The organism is Halomonas sp. AOP43-A1-21 (genome assembly GCF_052376775.1).
Taxonomy (GTDB): domain Bacteria; phylum Pseudomonadota; class Gammaproteobacteria; order Pseudomonadales; family Halomonadaceae; genus Vreelandella; species Vreelandella colorata.
The window spans coordinates 1-15,298 of sequence record NZ_JBQSWC010000028.1 but is presented as its reverse complement, the minus strand read 5'-3'; the positions used below and the strand labels follow the sequence as shown (position 1 = coordinate 15,298).

At 57.4% G+C, this 15,298-nt stretch carries 14 protein-coding genes; 3 read left to right on the top strand and 11 right to left on the bottom strand.

From position 1 onward, the window contains the following. Positions 1–612 precede the first annotated feature (612 nt). From ACT3R7_RS15030 to dksA, 5 genes are all read right to left on the bottom strand, one after another. Positions 613–1,998 carry a sigma-54-dependent transcriptional regulator gene (locus tag ACT3R7_RS15030; RefSeq protein ID WP_496199278.1) on the bottom strand — a complete coding sequence of 462 codons (1,386 nt, stop codon included), beginning with the start codon at positions 1,996–1,998 and terminating at the stop codon, positions 613–615. Continuing rightward, entirely contained in the window at positions 1,976–4,918 is a 2,943-nt protein-coding gene (locus tag ACT3R7_RS15025; RefSeq protein ID WP_496199277.1) for an ATP-binding protein, read from the bottom strand. Before ACT3R7_RS15025 ends, ACT3R7_RS15030 begins: the two co-directional genes overlap by 23 nt. Next, on the bottom strand, positions 4,908–5,084 hold the full coding sequence (locus ACT3R7_RS15020; RefSeq protein WP_018917542.1) for a hypothetical protein: 177 nt from the start codon (positions 5,082–5,084) through the stop codon (positions 4,908–4,910). Before ACT3R7_RS15020 ends, ACT3R7_RS15025 begins: the two co-directional genes overlap by 11 nt. Before the next feature lie 10 nt (positions 5,085–5,094). After that, positions 5,095–5,985, bottom strand: coding sequence for a tRNA glutamyl-Q(34) synthetase GluQRS (gene gluQRS / locus ACT3R7_RS15015; protein WP_496199276.1), 891 nt, complete (start codon positions 5,983–5,985; stop codon positions 5,095–5,097). 80 nt (positions 5,986–6,065) lie between these two features. Further along, positions 6,066–6,503, bottom strand: coding sequence for an RNA polymerase-binding protein DksA (dksA, locus tag ACT3R7_RS15010; RefSeq protein ID WP_018917540.1), 438 nt, complete (start codon positions 6,501–6,503; stop codon positions 6,066–6,068). 197 nt (positions 6,504–6,700) lie between these two features. On the opposite strand from dksA, the gene ACT3R7_RS15005 reads away from it, so the two are divergent. Next, a complete protein-coding gene (locus tag ACT3R7_RS15005; protein WP_496199275.1) occupies positions 6,701–7,861 on the top strand; it encodes an aminotransferase class I/II-fold pyridoxal phosphate-dependent enzyme in 1,161 nt (386 codons plus the stop codon). Next, on the top strand, positions 7,861–8,643 hold the full coding sequence (gene sfsA / locus ACT3R7_RS15000; protein ID WP_496199293.1) for a DNA/RNA nuclease SfsA: 783 nt from the start codon (positions 7,861–7,863) through the stop codon (positions 8,641–8,643). Before ACT3R7_RS15005 ends, sfsA begins: the two co-directional genes overlap by 1 nt. Here sfsA and metW read toward each other — a convergent pair. From metW to ACT3R7_RS14970, 6 genes are all read right to left on the bottom strand, one after another. After that, positions 8,584–9,177 (bottom strand): methionine biosynthesis protein MetW, encoded by a 594-nt coding sequence (metW, locus tag ACT3R7_RS14995; RefSeq protein ID WP_496199274.1) that lies wholly within the window; start codon positions 9,175–9,177, stop codon positions 8,584–8,586. The two genes, sfsA and metW, sit on opposite strands and share 60 nt — an antisense overlap. Further along, positions 9,177–10,373, bottom strand: coding sequence for a homoserine O-succinyltransferase MetX (metX, locus tag ACT3R7_RS14990; protein WP_496199273.1), 1,197 nt, complete (start codon positions 10,371–10,373; stop codon positions 9,177–9,179). The genes metW and metX overlap by 1 nt, the downstream gene beginning before the upstream one ends. An 80-nt stretch (positions 10,374–10,453) precedes the next feature. Continuing rightward, positions 10,454–11,038 carry a YggT family protein gene (locus tag ACT3R7_RS14985; protein ID WP_496199272.1) on the bottom strand — a complete coding sequence of 195 codons (585 nt, stop codon included), beginning with the start codon at positions 11,036–11,038 and terminating at the stop codon, positions 10,454–10,456. A 27-nt stretch (positions 11,039–11,065) separates the two neighbouring features. Next, entirely contained in the window at positions 11,066–11,890 is an 825-nt protein-coding gene (gene proC / locus ACT3R7_RS14980) for a pyrroline-5-carboxylate reductase (RefSeq protein ID WP_496199271.1), read from the bottom strand. A gap of 55 nt (positions 11,891–11,945) precedes the next feature. Then, positions 11,946–12,650: a YggS family pyridoxal phosphate-dependent enzyme gene (locus tag ACT3R7_RS14975; protein WP_496199270.1), complete on the bottom strand. Its 705-nt coding sequence runs from the start codon at positions 12,648–12,650 to the stop codon at positions 11,946–11,948. 150 nt (positions 12,651–12,800) lie between these two features. Next, positions 12,801–13,943 (bottom strand): anhydro-N-acetylmuramic acid kinase, encoded by a 1,143-nt coding sequence (locus ACT3R7_RS14970; RefSeq protein ID WP_496199269.1) that lies wholly within the window; start codon positions 13,941–13,943, stop codon positions 12,801–12,803. Between the two features lie 114 nt (positions 13,944–14,057). Between ACT3R7_RS14970 and tyrS the strand changes: the two genes are divergently transcribed. Continuing rightward, on the top strand, positions 14,058–15,257 hold the full coding sequence (gene tyrS, locus ACT3R7_RS14965; protein WP_193091743.1) for a tyrosine--tRNA ligase: 1,200 nt from the start codon (positions 14,058–14,060) through the stop codon (positions 15,255–15,257). The last annotated feature ends 41 nt before the right edge of the window (positions 15,258–15,298 follow it).

Here is a 15,298-nt window from a genome sequence, read left to right as displayed (position 1 = left end):
ACCGCAGTCGATAGGCAATATCCGACCGCCTCGTATTCAAAACAATAATCCAACCGCGAACTTTTCTTCCCCGACGTATTATTATTGGTTCCGGGGGTGTACACACTCACTGCTATTATTATTGTTCGTACGCAGATCATTCGGTGTACGTCGCGTCCTTTCTGGGCACTTGCTACCTTTTTGTTTTTATTAGCTGCGCTTATTCTTCTTAGCGCCAGCAAGTCAGAGATGTAAGCCTATTGTTGTTATTAGTGCTGTTATCTCACCTGGCCCTGTTGTTTTTGTTATGGCTCAGGTTGGGGTGGTGTCATGTTGTTTTTGTTAGCGACCCACCGCGCGGCCCAATTTGTTTTTCTTACCCAGTAATATTGCACTCGTCGTGCCACTTGTTTTAATTTTTTTAAATTTCAACGATTTGTGGTTTTTTTGGTGTGCCAAAGTGTCATGGTGACAAACAAGTGTTACCGGATCTGCGTCGGTTTTTGGGGCAATTTGTGTGGGTAGGTAACAGTGTCTGAATAGCGATTTTCAAATATTTTTTATTTAAATCAGTATATTAGACGTTGGTCTTAATCCGTAAGTGGTAGACTTGCTGCGCGGCCTGTTATGGCGTCAGTTAGGGCGCCGTGCGGTCTTTTTGCGCGGGATGCCCAGCCGCTGGCGCCGTTCCCATAAGTTCTTGCGGCTGATACCGAGTTTTTGAGCCAGCTCGGTTTCACTCATCTGGTCCTGGTGTTCAAGCACAAAGTGCTGAAAATAATCTTCCAAGGATAGATCATCCTCATCTTCGGCTTGGGTAGTGTCGTCGCCAGAAGGCGCTGCCGCTGAGTTGGCCTGTGAATGGTTACGCGGCGATGTAGGTGCAAGTCCCAGGTCATCAGGGTGAATCAAATGGCCCTCCGCCAGGATCACCCCCCGTTCCAAGGCATTTTCCAACTCGCGGACATTGCCTGGCCATGGGTAGTCGCGCAGGTCCTGACGAGCCGCTCGGGAAAGCCGTAGGCCGGGGCGTTCGTGTCGAGTGCACGCTTTATCCAGCAGAATATCGGCAATTTCCAGTACATCGTCTTCGCGTTCGCGAAGCGGGGGCAGCTCGATCTGCATGACGTTTAGGCGGTAATAAAGATCCAGACGGAATTCGCCGCTTTTGGACAGGGCGCGCAGGTCCCGGTGAGTGGCGGCAATCAGGCGGACATTCACGTGGCGGGTTTCGACCGAGCCAATCTTGCGAATTTCGCCCTCCTGCAACACGCGCAGCAGGCGCGCCTGGGCATCCAGGGGGAGCTCGCCTATCTCATCCAAAAACAGCGTGCCCTGGTCGGCGGCTTCTACTAAGCCAGTACGCGATGCGCTGGCGCCGGTAAATGCCCCTTTTTCATGCCCAAACAGCTCTGATTCAATCAGCGTTTCTGGAATAGCCGCGCAGTTAACGCTGATTAGCGGTGCTTTGGCGCGCTTGCTCTGCTGGTGAATCGCCCGGGCGACAAGCTCTTTACCGGTACCTGACTCACCCAGAATCAGTACGGTAACGTCAGCCGGAGCGGTTTTGCGGATACGTGTATAGACCTGCTGCATGGCCGCGCAGTTACCGATCATCATCTGCTGGCTGCCGCCATCATCGGTAATCGCGGGCGGCTCGCCGTGCTGCATCGACTGCTGATGCAAAATGCGCTCAATCGTCTCAAGCAGCTCAGTATGGTCAAACGGCTTGGCGATATAGTCGACCGCACCCTGTTTTAAGGCATCCACCGCCGAGCGCATGCTGGCATAGCTGGTCATAATCAGCACCGGCGCAGGGGCGGCGGCACTGATCAGCGTGGTGCCCGGTTCGCCCGGCAGGCGCAGGTCGCTGATGATGAGATCGAACTCGTTAAGCGTCAGCTGGCTGGCGTCTTCGACGCTGCCCGCTTCGCTGACGGTATAGCCATGGCGTTCGAGTAAGCGCTTTAAAGCGCTGCGAATTATCGCTTCATCTTCAACAATCAGAATCCTGGGCATGGGATTGCGGGTCATCCTGTTGGTAAAGCGGCAGCCAAAGCGTAATGGCCGTGCCGCGAGGCTCGTCGGGAGGTGGCGAGGCCACGTCTATTTTGCCTTGATGCTCGTTGATAATCTGATACGCAAGCGATAGCCCAAGGCCTGTGCCTTCGCCTGCCGGTTTGGTCGTGGTGAAGGGCTCAAACAGGTGATCGAGCACGCGCGGATCGATCCCTTGGCCATCATCGGTTACTCGCCACCAGGCGCTGCCACTTTGCTGGCCGGCAGTAATCGTTACATGACCGCCGGGCATACAGGCATCCCGTGCATTGCTGAGCAGGTTAACCATGACCTGGGTCAACCGCTGCGCGTCACCGCGTACCACAAGATCCTCAGGGCAGGCGTTGGTCAGCGTTACATCCTCGCCCGAGCGCGCCAGGTGGATCAAGTGTAATGCGTCTTCGCTAATCGCCGTAAGTGCTACGGGCGATGCCGGTGGTGGGCCCGAAAGGCGACCGCCGTGAGCAAAGCCCACCAGTGAGTTAACTATTTTAGTCACTCGCTGGGTCAATTGCTGAATCTGGTCGGCGGTTTCCAGTAGGGCAGGGTCGTTGGTATCGTAGCGTAAATTTTGCGCCAGTGACGAGATCCCGGTAATCGGATTGCCGATTTCATGGGCCACGCCCGCTGCCAGCTGACCGATAGACGCCAGGCGGGCGGCATGCACCAGCTCATCCTCAAGCCACTTCATCTCGGTATGGTCTTCAACTAGAACGACGCTGCCGCCCCGGCTGTCATGGCCGCTTAGCTCCGCTTTATGCAGGGTCAGAAAGTAGTCCTTGCCGTGCAGCGACACCGCCTGTTTATAGCGCGGGGTTTGCGAGGCGGAAAGCACATTGCCCAGCAGCTCAGACCACGGGGCGGGCAGGCTGTCGCAGCGCGAGCCAATAACGCTCTCTCCGCTAATGCCTGAAAGCCGCGTCAGCGCCTGATTCCACATAATAAGCTCTTTATCATCGCCAAATACGCACAGCCCCACCGGCAGGTAAGCCAGCGTTTGTCGGTGGTGACGGCGTAGCCCGTCAAGCTCACGGGCAAGCCCGGTCAGGCGCGAGCGGTAGGCTTCCAAACGACTCTCCACAAAATGGATATCGTCGGTTACCGGTGCATCATCATGGCGGTAGGGCAGGTAGCGGTCGACGATATCGCGGGCGACCGAAGGCCCCATCAGGCCTGAAAGGTTGGCCTGAATGCGGTCGCGCAGCCTGCGTAACGCGTAAGGACGCCGTTCTTGAGGCGTCAGCTTGAGGGCTTTTAGCGCTCGGGAAACCTCGCGCTGGGCCGCCTCATCGCCGATGGCCTGGGCCAGATGGGGAGAAAAATCAGCGGCGGTGGCGGCTTCCAGCGGTAAGCGCTTCGAGCGGATGACCGCATCGACAGAACACGCTTCTGCCGCCGACCTTTCTCCTTCTGATATGCGCGTAAACAGCGAGATGACAATCAGCAGCACAATGTTCGTGGCAAGCGACAGCAGAGTGACCGTGTACCAGGGCGGCGCATTGGCAGGGATAAGGTGGGCAAAGGGCAGCGGTGGTGTGGGAAGCGAGAAAACCAGCGGCAGCCAGAGCCCCCAGAGCCATAGCGCAACGCCTGCGATCAGCCCGACCACCATGCCCATGCGGTTGGCGCCCGGCCAATAGAGCAGCGCCAGCATACCGGGTAAGCATTGCGCCATACCGACAAACGATGCCAGGCCAAGGCTGGCAAGGTCGTGATTACGCCCCACCCATTCATAAAACAGCCAGCCGCTAATAATAACGCCGACTACCAGGCCACGGCGTAGCCAGAGCAGCCAGCCATATAGGTCACTCCGGGCTTCTGGAGGCCTGGCCACCAGCACGATATGGTTGAGCACCATGCCGGAAAGGGCCAGCGCGATCATGATCATGGTGCCACTGGCGGCGGCAAGTCCGGCCAAAAACGCCAGCGCCTTGATCCACCAGTGTTCGCTCATCACATAAGCGGCGTAGGCCGCGACCGGAATATCGTCGGTGACGGATTGAGCAGCCCACCAAATCAGGGGTATCGGTATGGCCATTAATAGCAAGTAGAGTGGCAGAGTCCAGCTGGCTTGAAGCAGCGTATGGCGCGACAGGTTTTCGGCAAACGTGATATGAAACAGGTGGGGCATCATGAAGGCAGCTGCAAAAAACAGTAGTAGCAGCGTGCGCCACTGGGCCTCCTCTAGCTGAGGAGTTGCCAGCTGGGCTTGAAAGCCCGGCCCTTCCAGCCAGTGTTGCAGGTCTTGCGGCCCGTCAAACACAAGCCATAGCGCTGCCGCTCCCAGGCCGAGCATCGCGAACAGTTTGATCAACGATTCAAATGCCAGGATGCTGATCAAGGGGTCCTGGCGAGCATGGCTATGCCGCGCGCCGAAGACCACGGCAAACACCGCAATCAACCCGCAAAACAGCAGCGCCGCGCCAGAGCTGTAGGGGCTGCCGGTAAGCCAGTGAATGGCATCGCTTAAGGTTTGAACCTGAATACCCAGCAGCGGCAACACCGCCAGCAGGCTGATCAACGTGACCAGCGTGCCTGCCCATCGGGAGCGAAAGCGAAATGCAAACAGATCCGCCAGCGAGGCGAGCTGGTAGGTACGGGTAATACGCTGAATGGGTACCAGCAGCACCGGCGCGAGCAGAAACGTACCCGCCGCGCCCAGGTAATAGGCCAGATAACCAAACCCAGCACTGGCGGCAAACTCGACGCTGCCATAGATGGCCCAGGCGCTGGCATAAACCCCTAGCGCGAGGGTGTAGACCAGCGGGTGGCGAGCAATCCGTGTGGGTATCCAGCCGCGCTCTACGGCAACACCACAGCTAAACAGCAGGCCCAGGTAGCCTAATCCGAGCAGTAAAACGCCGGTTAACTCAACGCTCATCTAACTTCCTTTTTTGCTCAAGCCATAGCGTGAGCGCAATCAATACGCCCCAGATCGCAAACGGACGGTACCAGACCGCGTCGGGATCGCTCCAGCCGTCCATCAATAACGGAGAGAGTAAGTAACCGCCAAACACCAAAAACAGCATGATGCGGTAGACATACATAGTTAATTCCTTACGGCGAGAGGCGGTGTTCGGCTGGCGAAAGGTATTCAACCGACCAGTTGGCCACGGCCCAGTGTAATTGGCTTTCCGGAAGTTCTGTGGCTAATTCAGGCGGCGGCGATTGGTCGAGCGCTTGAAGCGCCTGAAAAAGTTGGCGGCGAATACCCAGATCATCATCGGCAAGCGATGGCGCGAGGTTCTGTTTTGAGAGCTTCTGGCCTTGTGATGTTACCACTAGCGGTAAATGCAGGTAGCGTGGCTCGGGAAGTTTCAGGGCAATTTGCAGCTGGCGCTGCCAGGGCGTGTTGTCGAGCAGATCCAGGCCTCTTACCACATCGGTAATACCCTGCTCGGCATCGTCGACGACAACCGCCAGCTGGTACGCCCAAAGGTTATCCTTGCGCTTGAGCACCACGTCGCCCATCTCGGCAGGATCAAACTGTTGATGGCCGAACAGGCGATCCTGCCAGGTGATGGGACGCTTGGCCAAATCGCTGCGTAGCCGCCAGGCGACCGGCTTGCCCGAGGCACTTAGCCCATCACGACACCAGCCTGGGTAAATAGCATAATCCTGCCACTGCTTGCGTGAGCAGCTGCACGGATAGGCTAATCCCTGGGCTGCTAGCTGCTCAAGCGCCTGTTGATAAGCCGCGTGGCGGCCATGCTGCCAGACAATCTCTTTATCCCAATGCAGACCAAAGGCCTCCAGCTGGCGCAGGATGGTAGTGTCGGCCCCTTGAGGGCAGCGCGGCGGATCAACATCTTCAATCCGGACCCGCCATTCGCCGCCGACGGCGCGGGCATCCAGATAGCTGCCCAGTGCCGCCACCAGGGAGCCAAAATGTAGTGGTCCTGACGGGGTGGGAGCAAAGCGTCCACGGTAGCAAGAAGAAGCTGTCATAAGCCTTTATCCAAAACAAAAACGGGCACCCCAAGGTGCCCGCCTACAACGTTAGCGTACAGGTGGTTTAACCCACCTGCTTAGCCGCCAAGCTGTTTTTCTTTAAGCTCCGCCAGCGTTTTGCAATCCACGCATAGGGTAGCGGTTGGGCGGGCTTCTAAGCGACGAATGCCAATTTCAACGCCACAGGCTTCGCAGAAACCGTAATCGTCGTCATCGATGTTCTCGATAGTTTCGTTGATCTTTTTAAGCAGTTTGCGCTCACGGTCGCGCGTGCGCAGCTCAAGGCTAAAGCCTTCTTCCTGCGTTGCACGGTCAGCGGGATCAGCGTAGTTATTAGCGTCTTCCTGAAGGTGGCGCACGGTACGATCCACCTCTTCCATGAGGTCTTGCTTCCAGTCCAACAGCAGTTGGCGAAAATGCGCTAACTGCTTATCGTTCATGTACTCTTCACCCGGTGCCGGTTCATACGGGGTGAAAGTCTTGGTCGCTTCCGGTTTTTTTTCCGCTACTGGCATGGGATTGCCCCTTACGTATGTGACTGCTGATCGACCATGAGCGTGTGCCACGATCTCACGCCAAAGGGATGCTTGTTTATCTGAAAAACGGCCGCGTTGCAAGCATAATAGTGCGCTTTCTACTATGGTCTTGCCGTTTCTATGGCCCGTGTCATGGTTTATGTCATGATCTAATTCTGTTTGGTTAAGGAGCTGTTATGGCCTGGAATTCACGCGTCAATCACGTTGCCCCCTTTCGGGTAATGCACTTACTTGAAATGGCTCAGGCGCGTGAAGCGGCCGGGCATGATGTGATCCATCTGGAGGTGGGAGAGCCTGATTTCGCCACGCCCGAGCCGATTATGGAAGCCGGCCAAAAGGCGCTGGCCAGCGGCCAGACGCGCTATACGCCTGCGGCAGGGCTACCCGCGCTACGTGAGGCAATTGCCGGCCACTATGCCGAGCACTTTAATGCCCAGGTGGACCCCGCGCGGATTCTGGTAACGCCCGGCGCGTCAGGAGCGCTATTGCTCGCAAGCCAGCTGCTAGTCGAAAGTGGCGACCGCGTGTTGATGGCTGACCCCAACTATCCGTGTAACCGCCATTTTATGGCCCTGGCGGGGGCCGAGATTGATGCGGTGTCGGTGGGGCGTGAAAGCGGCTGGCAGCTGGACGCCGGATTGATCGGCCGCCACTGGCGCGACGATACCCGTCTGGCCATGCTGGCCTCGCCTTCCAACCCTACCGGGCACACGTTGAGCGCCGAACAGCTTAGCCAAGTGCTGGATGCTGTGGCCAAGCGCTCGGGTGAAGTGATCGTCGATGAGATTTATCAAGGACTCAACTACGATGACGCGCCGCTGTCGGCCACATCGCTTTCCAGCGAGGCGTTTGTGGTTAACAGCTTCTCGAAGTATTTCGGTATGACCGGCTGGCGCCTGGGGTGGCTGGTTGCGCCGGAGCGGGCGGTCGAGCCGTTAACCCGGCTTGCCCAGAATGTCTTTCTGGCGGCTTCCACACCTTCACAGCATGCAGCCCTTGCTGCTTTCACTCCTGAGTGCCGGGTTATTATGGAGCAGCGTCGCGAAATGCTCGCCGAGCGTCGTCAGGTACTGCTGGATGGGCTGGCGCAGCTGGGCTTAGCGCCGGATTTACCGCCTCAGGGTGCGTTTTATGCATGGCTGGATATCTCACGCTATAGCCAGGATAGCCAAACGTTCTGTGAGCGGCTTTTGGAAGAGGAAAACGTGGCGATTACCCCCGGTATCGATTTTGCGGTACGCGGCGGCGAACACCATGTGCGGATTGCATTTACCAACGATGTCGCTCGACTTGAGGAAGCCGTGGCGCGGATCGCTCGCTTTGTGGGACGGCTATGATGGTTTGCTATCCGGCCCTGGTGCCTGGCACGCTGCTGCGCCGCTATAAACGCTTTTTTGCCGATGTGCGCCTTGATGATGGCCGGGAAGTGGTGGCGCATTGCCCCAATACCGGGTCGATGAAAGCCGTGAATCTTCCTGGCTGCCGCGTCTGGCTGTCGCCCAGCGATAATCCCAAGCGCAAGCTTTTGTGGACGTGGGAGTTGATTGAGCTACCCCAGCCTGACGGCAGTGCATCCTTAGCCTCAGTGCATACCGGGCGGACGAATCGGATAGTGGAGGCGGCGCTCAGTGATAACCGATTGGACGCATTAGCCGGTTATGCCCAGCATCAGCGTGAGGTGAAAGTTGGTGAGTCACGGCTTGATTTTCTTCTGGAGGATCCGCTTAAAGGGCGCGCCTACGTTGAGGTCAAGCAGGTGACCCTCAAGGAGCTGGACGGCTATGGGTATTTTCCTGACTCGGTGAGCGCGCGTGGGCTCAAACATCTTCAGGCGCTCAGTGCGCTGGCCCGCCAAGGCGAGCGGGCGGTGCTGCTTTTCTGCATTGCCCACGAAGGGATCGATGATGTCGCGCCCGCCGCCCATATTGATGCCGCTTATGCGACAGGTCTTGAGGCGGCGGTCGCCGATGGGGTAGAGGTGCTTGCTTACGGAACGCAAGTCACCTGGGAGGCGGGCATTCCGGTCAGCGTAGCGCTTGAGCGAACGCTACCGGTGCGGCTAGCGGCGACGTACGCGAAAAATAGCGATCTCGCCGAACAGGTTGGGCCACCACTTTGAGCTCCAGTGCCCGCGACGCTCGCCGACGCCTACGGCACGATCGACAATCACCAAGCCTTTCTCGCGGCACAGGTGCTCGAAATCGTTAAAGGTCGACAGGTGGATGTTAGGCGTGTCGTACCATGCATGGGGCAGCGATTTGGATACCGGCATATAGCCGCGCAGCCCCAGATAAACCCGATGACGCCAATAGGCAAAGTTGGGGAACGTGATGATGCCTTCTTCAGCGACGCGTAACATCTCGTCGAGCATTTTGTCGGGGCGGCGAAGTGCCTGCAGGGCCTGAGTCATGATCACCTGGTCATAGCTGTGATCGCAAAAACTGGCCAGGCCGTCATCCAGGTTGTGCTCAATAACGCTGACGCCCCGTGCGACACAGCTGGTGATGCCCTCAGGATCAATTTCCAGCCCATAGCCGGTCACGCCTTTGTCGCGTGCCAGGCTTTCCAGAAGCGCCCCGTCGCCACAGGCAAGATCCAGCACGTGGGCGCCTTGGGGTACCCAGTCGTAAATCAGTTCAAGGTCGGCGCGCATCAACGGATCTCCTCCAGGCCTAGCTCACGGGCGGTACGGTTCATAAAGGCGCTGAACAACGCCTGATAGCGTGGCTCCGGCAGCAAGAACGCGTCGTGTCCGTGAGGCGATTCAATATTGGCGTAGCTAACCGACTTGCCTGCACGGATCAGTGCATCTACCAGCTCGCGTGAGCGTGCCGGCGGGAACCGCCAGTCGGTCGTAAAGCTGACAATCAGAAACGGGCACTGCGCGGGCGCCAGCGCCTTAGCGAGATCGCCGTCAGCCAGGGCGGCCGGGTCGAAATAGTCCAGCGCCTTGGTCATCAGCAGGTAAGTGTTGGCATCAAACGCGGTGGAAAACGCATCACCCTGATAGCGCAGATAGGACTCGACCTGAAACTCAACGTCGAAACCAAAATTGAGGTCATCGCTACGCAGGTCTCGACCGAACTTGCTGCCCATGGCATCTTCTGACAGATAGGTGATATGGCCCACCATGCGTGCCAGTTTCAGCCCGCGTTTGGGCACGGTGTCATGGTCGGCGTACCAGCCGCCGAAGAACTCTGGGTCCGAGCGAATAGCCTGGCGCGCGACTTCATTAAACGCGATATTTTGCGCTGAAAGACGCGGCGTTGCCGCAATCACCACTGCATTGGCCACGCGCTCCGGGTAGGTGATTGTCCACTGCAACACCTGCATGCCGCCGAGGCTTCCGCCTATGGCGGCGGCCCAGCGTTCAATCCCTAGGTGATCCGCCAAGCGCGCCTGGCTTGCGACCCAGTCGCTGACCGTGACCATGGGGAAGTCTGGCCCCCACTGACGCCCGCTTTCCGGGTTATGGCTAACCGGCCCGGTGCTGCCGTGGCAGCCACCCAGATTATTTAAGGACACGACAAAAAAGCGGTTGGTGTCGATGGATTTACCGGGGCCGATATGAGAGTCCCACCAGCCGGGCTTGCGGTCATCCCGGCTGTGATAACCCGCTGCGTGATGATGCCCAGAAAGTGCATGGCAAATCAGCACGGCGTTGCTGCGCTCAGCGTTTAGCGTGCCATAGGTTTCATAAATCAGTTCATATTCGGGAAGTACCTTGCCACAGGCGAGCGCAAGCGGGACGTCAAACTTGGCCACGTGAGGGGTGACTACGCCAATGGAGTCAGTACCAGCGGCGTCAGTTGGCTGGTCAGGGTTTACGTGGGGGGCTGAATCAGGCATCAAAAACGGTCATCCTGCTATTAAAGCTAGAGCTGCTAACTCGCGCCGCCGGACAAGACCGGCGGCGGTGACGTCGATCATCAAAGACCGATCCAGGTACTGGGCAGTCCCGTAGCCCTGATCAGCGAGCCAACGACAAACCCATCAATAATATTGATCGCGATAAATACGACAATGGGGGAGAGATCAATCATCCCTAGTGGTGGTATCACCTTGCGAACCGGCGCCATGATAGGCTCTACCAGTTGCATTACCAGCAGGGCGCCGGGGTGGCTCGAGTTGGGCGCCACCCAGCTCAGAATAATCATCACGATCAGGGCAAAGAAGTAAATTTTCAGAATGGCGCTGGCCAGTGCCGCAACGCCTGCAATCAGCACGGGGACCACTGGCATACCTATGCCGTCGAAAAAGAGCATAAATACGGCGATGAGACTTATAACCTTGAGAGCAAAGCCCGCGGCGAGCGTCGCCAGGTCGAAGCGCCCGGCAACCGGCCCCAGAAAACTCTGAAATGGTCCTACCACTGGCTGGGTGATTTTTACCAGCGACTGGCTGAGCGGATTGTAGTAGTCCGCCCGTGAGGCCTGCAGTAAAAAGCGCAACATCAATAACAACAGATAGATGTTAACCAGCGTATGAATCAGTGAAAGCCCGGCACTGCCCATGGTACGTCTCCTTGTGTGAGTGTGTACTTACTTCTTGGCTAGTTCTTGAGCCATTGTGGCGGCGCGGTCAGCGCAGGCTTTCATGGCATCGTCAATAATAGTGCGCAGTTGCGCTTCTTCCATATGCTGAATAGCACGCTCGGTAGTGCCGCCTGGAGACATAACGTTCTGCTTGAGCGTAGCGGGATCTTTATCACTTCGCTGCGCCATGGTGGCGGCACCCAGTGCGGTCTGAATCGCTAGACGACGCGCGGTGTCAGCCGGCAGGCCAAGTTTTACGGCGGCTTCTTCCATCGCTTCAAACATCAAAAAGAAGTAGGCCGGTGCGCTACCCGAAACGGCGGTAACCGCATCTAAAAGAGACTCTTCTTCCACCCATTCTACAATGCCGACGGCTTCCATTAGCTGGGTGGCGATATCGCGCTGGGCATCGCTGACGGCGGCATTGGCATACAAGCCGCTGGCGCCATAACCCACCAAAGAGGGTGTGTTGGGCATGCAGCGTACTAGGGCATTATTGCCCCCTAGCCACTGGTCGATGGTCGCGGCGTCTAGGCCTGCGGCGATCGAAATTATCAGCGGGCGCTGTTGCTGAACAGTGTCTCGCAGGTCTTCACAGACCGCACGCATGATCTGTGGTTTTACGGCCAGAACCACTACGTCAGCGCTACTGATGGCAGCGTTGTTGTCGGTATGGGTGTTAATGCCCAGGCGCTCTTTAACCGGCGCAAGTTCGCTGTTTTTGGGAGCCGTGGCGGTAAGGTCAGTGGGCGCAACGCCGCTGTCGATAAGGCCGCCGATAATCGCGCTTGCCATATTGCCTGCGCCGATAAAAGTGATCTTGCTCGCCATGTGCTTATCCTATTGAAGGGTGAATTTTCTGTGTCCGCAGCCTTAACGTGTTGTGTTAGGCCGCCCCGCGCGTGCCGAAGATGGCTGTGCCTAGACGTACCAGTGTGGCGCCTTCAAGCACGGCGGCCTCCAGGTCATCGCTCATGCCCATTGAGAGTGTATCTAATGGGGCCTGAGGTAGCGCGGCTTGCAGCGATGTAAGTAATTGCTTGAGTGCCGCTAGTGGTTCGCGTTGCGCTTCTAGTGTTTTGGCTGGCGCGGGAATGGCCATTAACCCGCGTAAGCATAAATGGGGTAGCTGGGCAATTTCGCGGGCCAGGCCCATGACGTCTTCAGGCATAACGCCGGACTTGGACGCCTCACGGCTGATATTAACCTGTAGGCAAATATTTAACGGTGCCAAATGCGGCGGACGCTGTTCGCTTAGCCGTTTAGCAATTTTCAAGCGATCCACGCTGTGCATCCAGTCAAAGTGCTCTGCTACCGAGCGGGTTTTATTCGACTGCAGCGGGCCAATGAAATGCCACACGATATCATCGAGATCAGCCAAGGCTACCTGCTTTTCCAGGGCTTCCTGCAGGTAGTTTTCGCCAAATTCGCGTTGGCCGAGTTCCCAAGCCTGACGAATCAGGGCCGCCGGTTTGGTTTTGCTCACCGCCAGCAGTGTCGCATCATTTAACGGGCGGCCTGCCTTTTGAAGCGCCTGGTGCAGGCGTTCGCGCGCTTGGGCAAGCGACTCGGTTAGCGCGATGTCTGTCATACTCAAGCACCTTAGCAGCTGAGGGAGAGAGGGATATTACCGAACTGCTGGCAGTCTCGGCAAAGCAGAATGCGTCCGGATGCCCCGTTTATGCTGAATTACCTTCCCGCATACGGCTGGCAGAGGGGAGCGGCGTTACGCTAAACACCCTCAGGGCGCATAAATGCCGCCCAGCACACGAGGCCCCTGGGCGCCCGTCACGGAGGGCAAGTTGCCGGGCAGATGGTGCAAACGCTGATGGGCAAGCCAGGCAAACGCGCCTGCTTCAATCCAGTCTTCCGGCCAGCCGTAAGCGGTGGGCGAGGTAAACGTAGCGTTGGGCAGATGATGGGCCAGGCGTGCCATTAAGTAGGCGTTATGCGCACCGCCACCGCCGGTAATCAATGTGGTGGATTGGCCGTTAGGCAGCAGTTGGCCGATACCTTCCGCCACGCTGATGGCGGTTAGCTCCGCCAGGGTGGCCTGTACATCTGCCGGCAATTCCCTGCCGGTAAGCCGCTGCTTGAGCCACGCCACGTGAAAGTATTCCCGCCCTGTGCTGCGCGGCGGCGGCTGGCGGAAGAACGGGTCGGCTAAAAAGTCTGCTAACAGCTTCTCATCCACTTGGCCGCTCTTGGCCCAGGCACCGTCCTGATCAAAGCGGCCGCCTTGATGTTCAGCAAACCACGCATCCAGCAATACGTTGGCCGGGCCGGTATCAAAGCCCAGCACGGGGTGGTCTTCATCACGGGGCAGCCAGGTGATATTGGCAATACCGCCCAGGTTGAGAATCAACTGATCGGCACTTTTTCTGCCAAACAGTGCCTGATGAAACGCCGGAGCGAGCGGTGCCGCCTGGCCGCCCGCGGCTAAATCTCGACGGCGGAAATCCGCCGCAACCGTGCAGCCGGTGAGTTCCGCCAAGAGGCTGGGGTTGTCTAACTGCAGCGTATAGGCGGGGCCGCCGTGATGGCCACTCGGGGCATGCTCAATAGTCTGGCCATGGCTGCCGATCGCGGTAATCTGATGGGGCGATAGCGGCTGCTTGGCGAGTAGTGCCTTAACGGCCTGTGCCTGCAGTGCGCAAAACGTGTTTTCTGCAAAGGCCAGCTGCGCAAAGCTTGCCTGCTCGGCATGGCATAGCGCTAATAGTGCGCTGTGCAGCGTATCCGGCATCGGTTCAGCGTGTGTGGCTACCAGCCTTGGGGGAGTGCCTGGCTCGATAGCAATCAGGGCGGCATCAACGCCATCCAGGCTGGTGCCTGACATCAAGCCAATATAGTAAAGCGTGGGAGCCGCGGGGGGCGTTTTCATAAAGCATCATCCAAAGCGGTGCGAAGGCTCAACCAAGAACTGCAGGCATGGTAACATCGTCGGCCATTTATCATCTGTGTGCCCATTTGGGCAAAGTTTATATGGAGAGAGGCAATGAGTGAGGTGGATCAGGCTTTAGCGCTGCTGGCGCGGGGTACGCATGAAATCCTGGTAGAGGACGAGCTTAAGAAAAAGCTGGCCTCTGGGCGTAAGCTGCGTATCAAAGCTGGTTTTGACCCCACAGCCCCTGACCTGCATCTGGGCCACAGCGTACTGCTGACCAAAATGCGCCAGTTCCAGGACCTGGGTCACACCGTTATCTTTTTGATTGGTGACTTCACTGGCCGTATTGGTGACCCAACCGGCAAAAATGTGACCCGCAAGCCGCTAACCGAAGCGGATGTAAAAGCCAACGCGGAAACCTATAAAGAGCAGGTGTTCAAGATCCTCGATCCTGAAAAGACCGAGGTGCGCTTTAATGCCGAGTGGTTTGGCGAACTGACCGCCGCCAAGATGATTGAGCTGGCCGCTCAAAGTACCGTTGCCCGCATGCTTGAACGTGACGACTTTGAAAAGCGCTACAAATCCAACCAGCCGATCGCGATCCACGAGTTTCTGTATCCGCTGGTTCAGGGCTACGACTCGGTGGCGCTTGAGGCTGATATCGAATTGGGCGGCACCGATCAGAAGTTCAACCTGCTGATGGGCCGTGAAATTCAAAAGCACTTCGGTCAGGAGCCGCAGGTCGTTATTACCATGCCGTTGTTGGAAGGCCTGGACGGCGTGCAGAAGATGTCGAAGTCGCTGGGCAACTACGTTGGGGTCGATGAAGCGCCGGGTTCCATGTTCAACAAGTTGGTTTCAATGCCCGATAGCTTGATGTGGCGTTACTTTGAGCTACTGTCGCTAAAATCCAACGAAGAGATTGAGGCGCTTAAGCAAAGCGTTGAACAGGGTGCGAACCCGCGTGACGTGAAAATGGAGCTGGCGCGTGAGCTGATTGCTCGCTACCACGGTGACGAAGCGGCCGCCAACGCCCATAAGTCAGCGGGTAATCAACTAGCCGATGGCGAACTGCCGGAAGACCTGCCGGAAGTGGAAGTGGACTTTGAAGGGGCCGAGCAGGCACCTATTGCGGCCGTACTTAATCGCTCTGGCCTGACCAAGAACAGTGCCCAGGCAAAGGATATGCTCAAAAACGGCAGTGTTAAGGTTGATGGAGAAGCCGTTGCTCAGGACACTATGCTGGCGACGGGTAAGGCCTACGTAATACAGGCAGGTAAGAAACGTTACGCCCGTGTGACGCTTATTTGAAGTTTTTGAAACTATCTTTAAAAAAGCCCTTGCCAATCCGG

Coding starts and splice junctions, on each gene's coding strand:
- dksA (WP_018917540.1), bottom strand. CDS start 6,503: ATGCCAGTAGCGGAAAAAAAACCGGAAGCGACCAAGACTTTCACCCCG.
- ACT3R7_RS15025 (WP_496199277.1), bottom strand. CDS start 4,918: ATGAGCGTTGAGTTAACCGGCGTTTTACTGCTCGGATTAGGCTACCTG.
- tyrS (WP_193091743.1), top strand. CDS start 14,058: ATGAGTGAGGTGGATCAGGCTTTAGCGCTGCTGGCGCGGGGTACGCAT.
- metX (WP_496199273.1), bottom strand. CDS start 10,373: ATGCCTGATTCAGCCCCCCACGTAAACCCTGACCAGCCAACTGACGCC.
- metW (WP_496199274.1), bottom strand. CDS start 9,177: ATGCGCGCCGACCTTGAACTGATTTACGACTGGGTACCCCAAGGCGCC.
- ACT3R7_RS15020 (WP_018917542.1), bottom strand. CDS start 5,084: ATGTATGTCTACCGCATCATGCTGTTTTTGGTGTTTGGCGGTTACTTA.
- sfsA (WP_496199293.1), top strand. CDS start 7,861: ATGGTTTGCTATCCGGCCCTGGTGCCTGGCACGCTGCTGCGCCGCTAT.
- ACT3R7_RS14975 (WP_496199270.1), bottom strand. CDS start 12,650: ATGACAGACATCGCGCTAACCGAGTCGCTTGCCCAAGCGCGCGAACGC.
- ACT3R7_RS14970 (WP_496199269.1), bottom strand. CDS start 13,943: ATGAAAACGCCCCCCGCGGCTCCCACGCTTTACTATATTGGCTTGATG.
- ACT3R7_RS14985 (WP_496199272.1), bottom strand. CDS start 11,038: ATGGGCAGTGCCGGGCTTTCACTGATTCATACGCTGGTTAACATCTAT.
- ACT3R7_RS15005 (WP_496199275.1), top strand. CDS start 6,701: ATGGCCTGGAATTCACGCGTCAATCACGTTGCCCCCTTTCGGGTAATG.
- gluQRS (WP_496199276.1), bottom strand. CDS start 5,985: ATGACAGCTTCTTCTTGCTACCGTGGACGCTTTGCTCCCACCCCGTCA.
- ACT3R7_RS15030 (WP_496199278.1), bottom strand. CDS start 1,998: ATGCCCAGGATTCTGATTGTTGAAGATGAAGCGATAATTCGCAGCGCT.
- proC (WP_496199271.1), bottom strand. CDS start 11,890: ATGGCGAGCAAGATCACTTTTATCGGCGCAGGCAATATGGCAAGCGCG.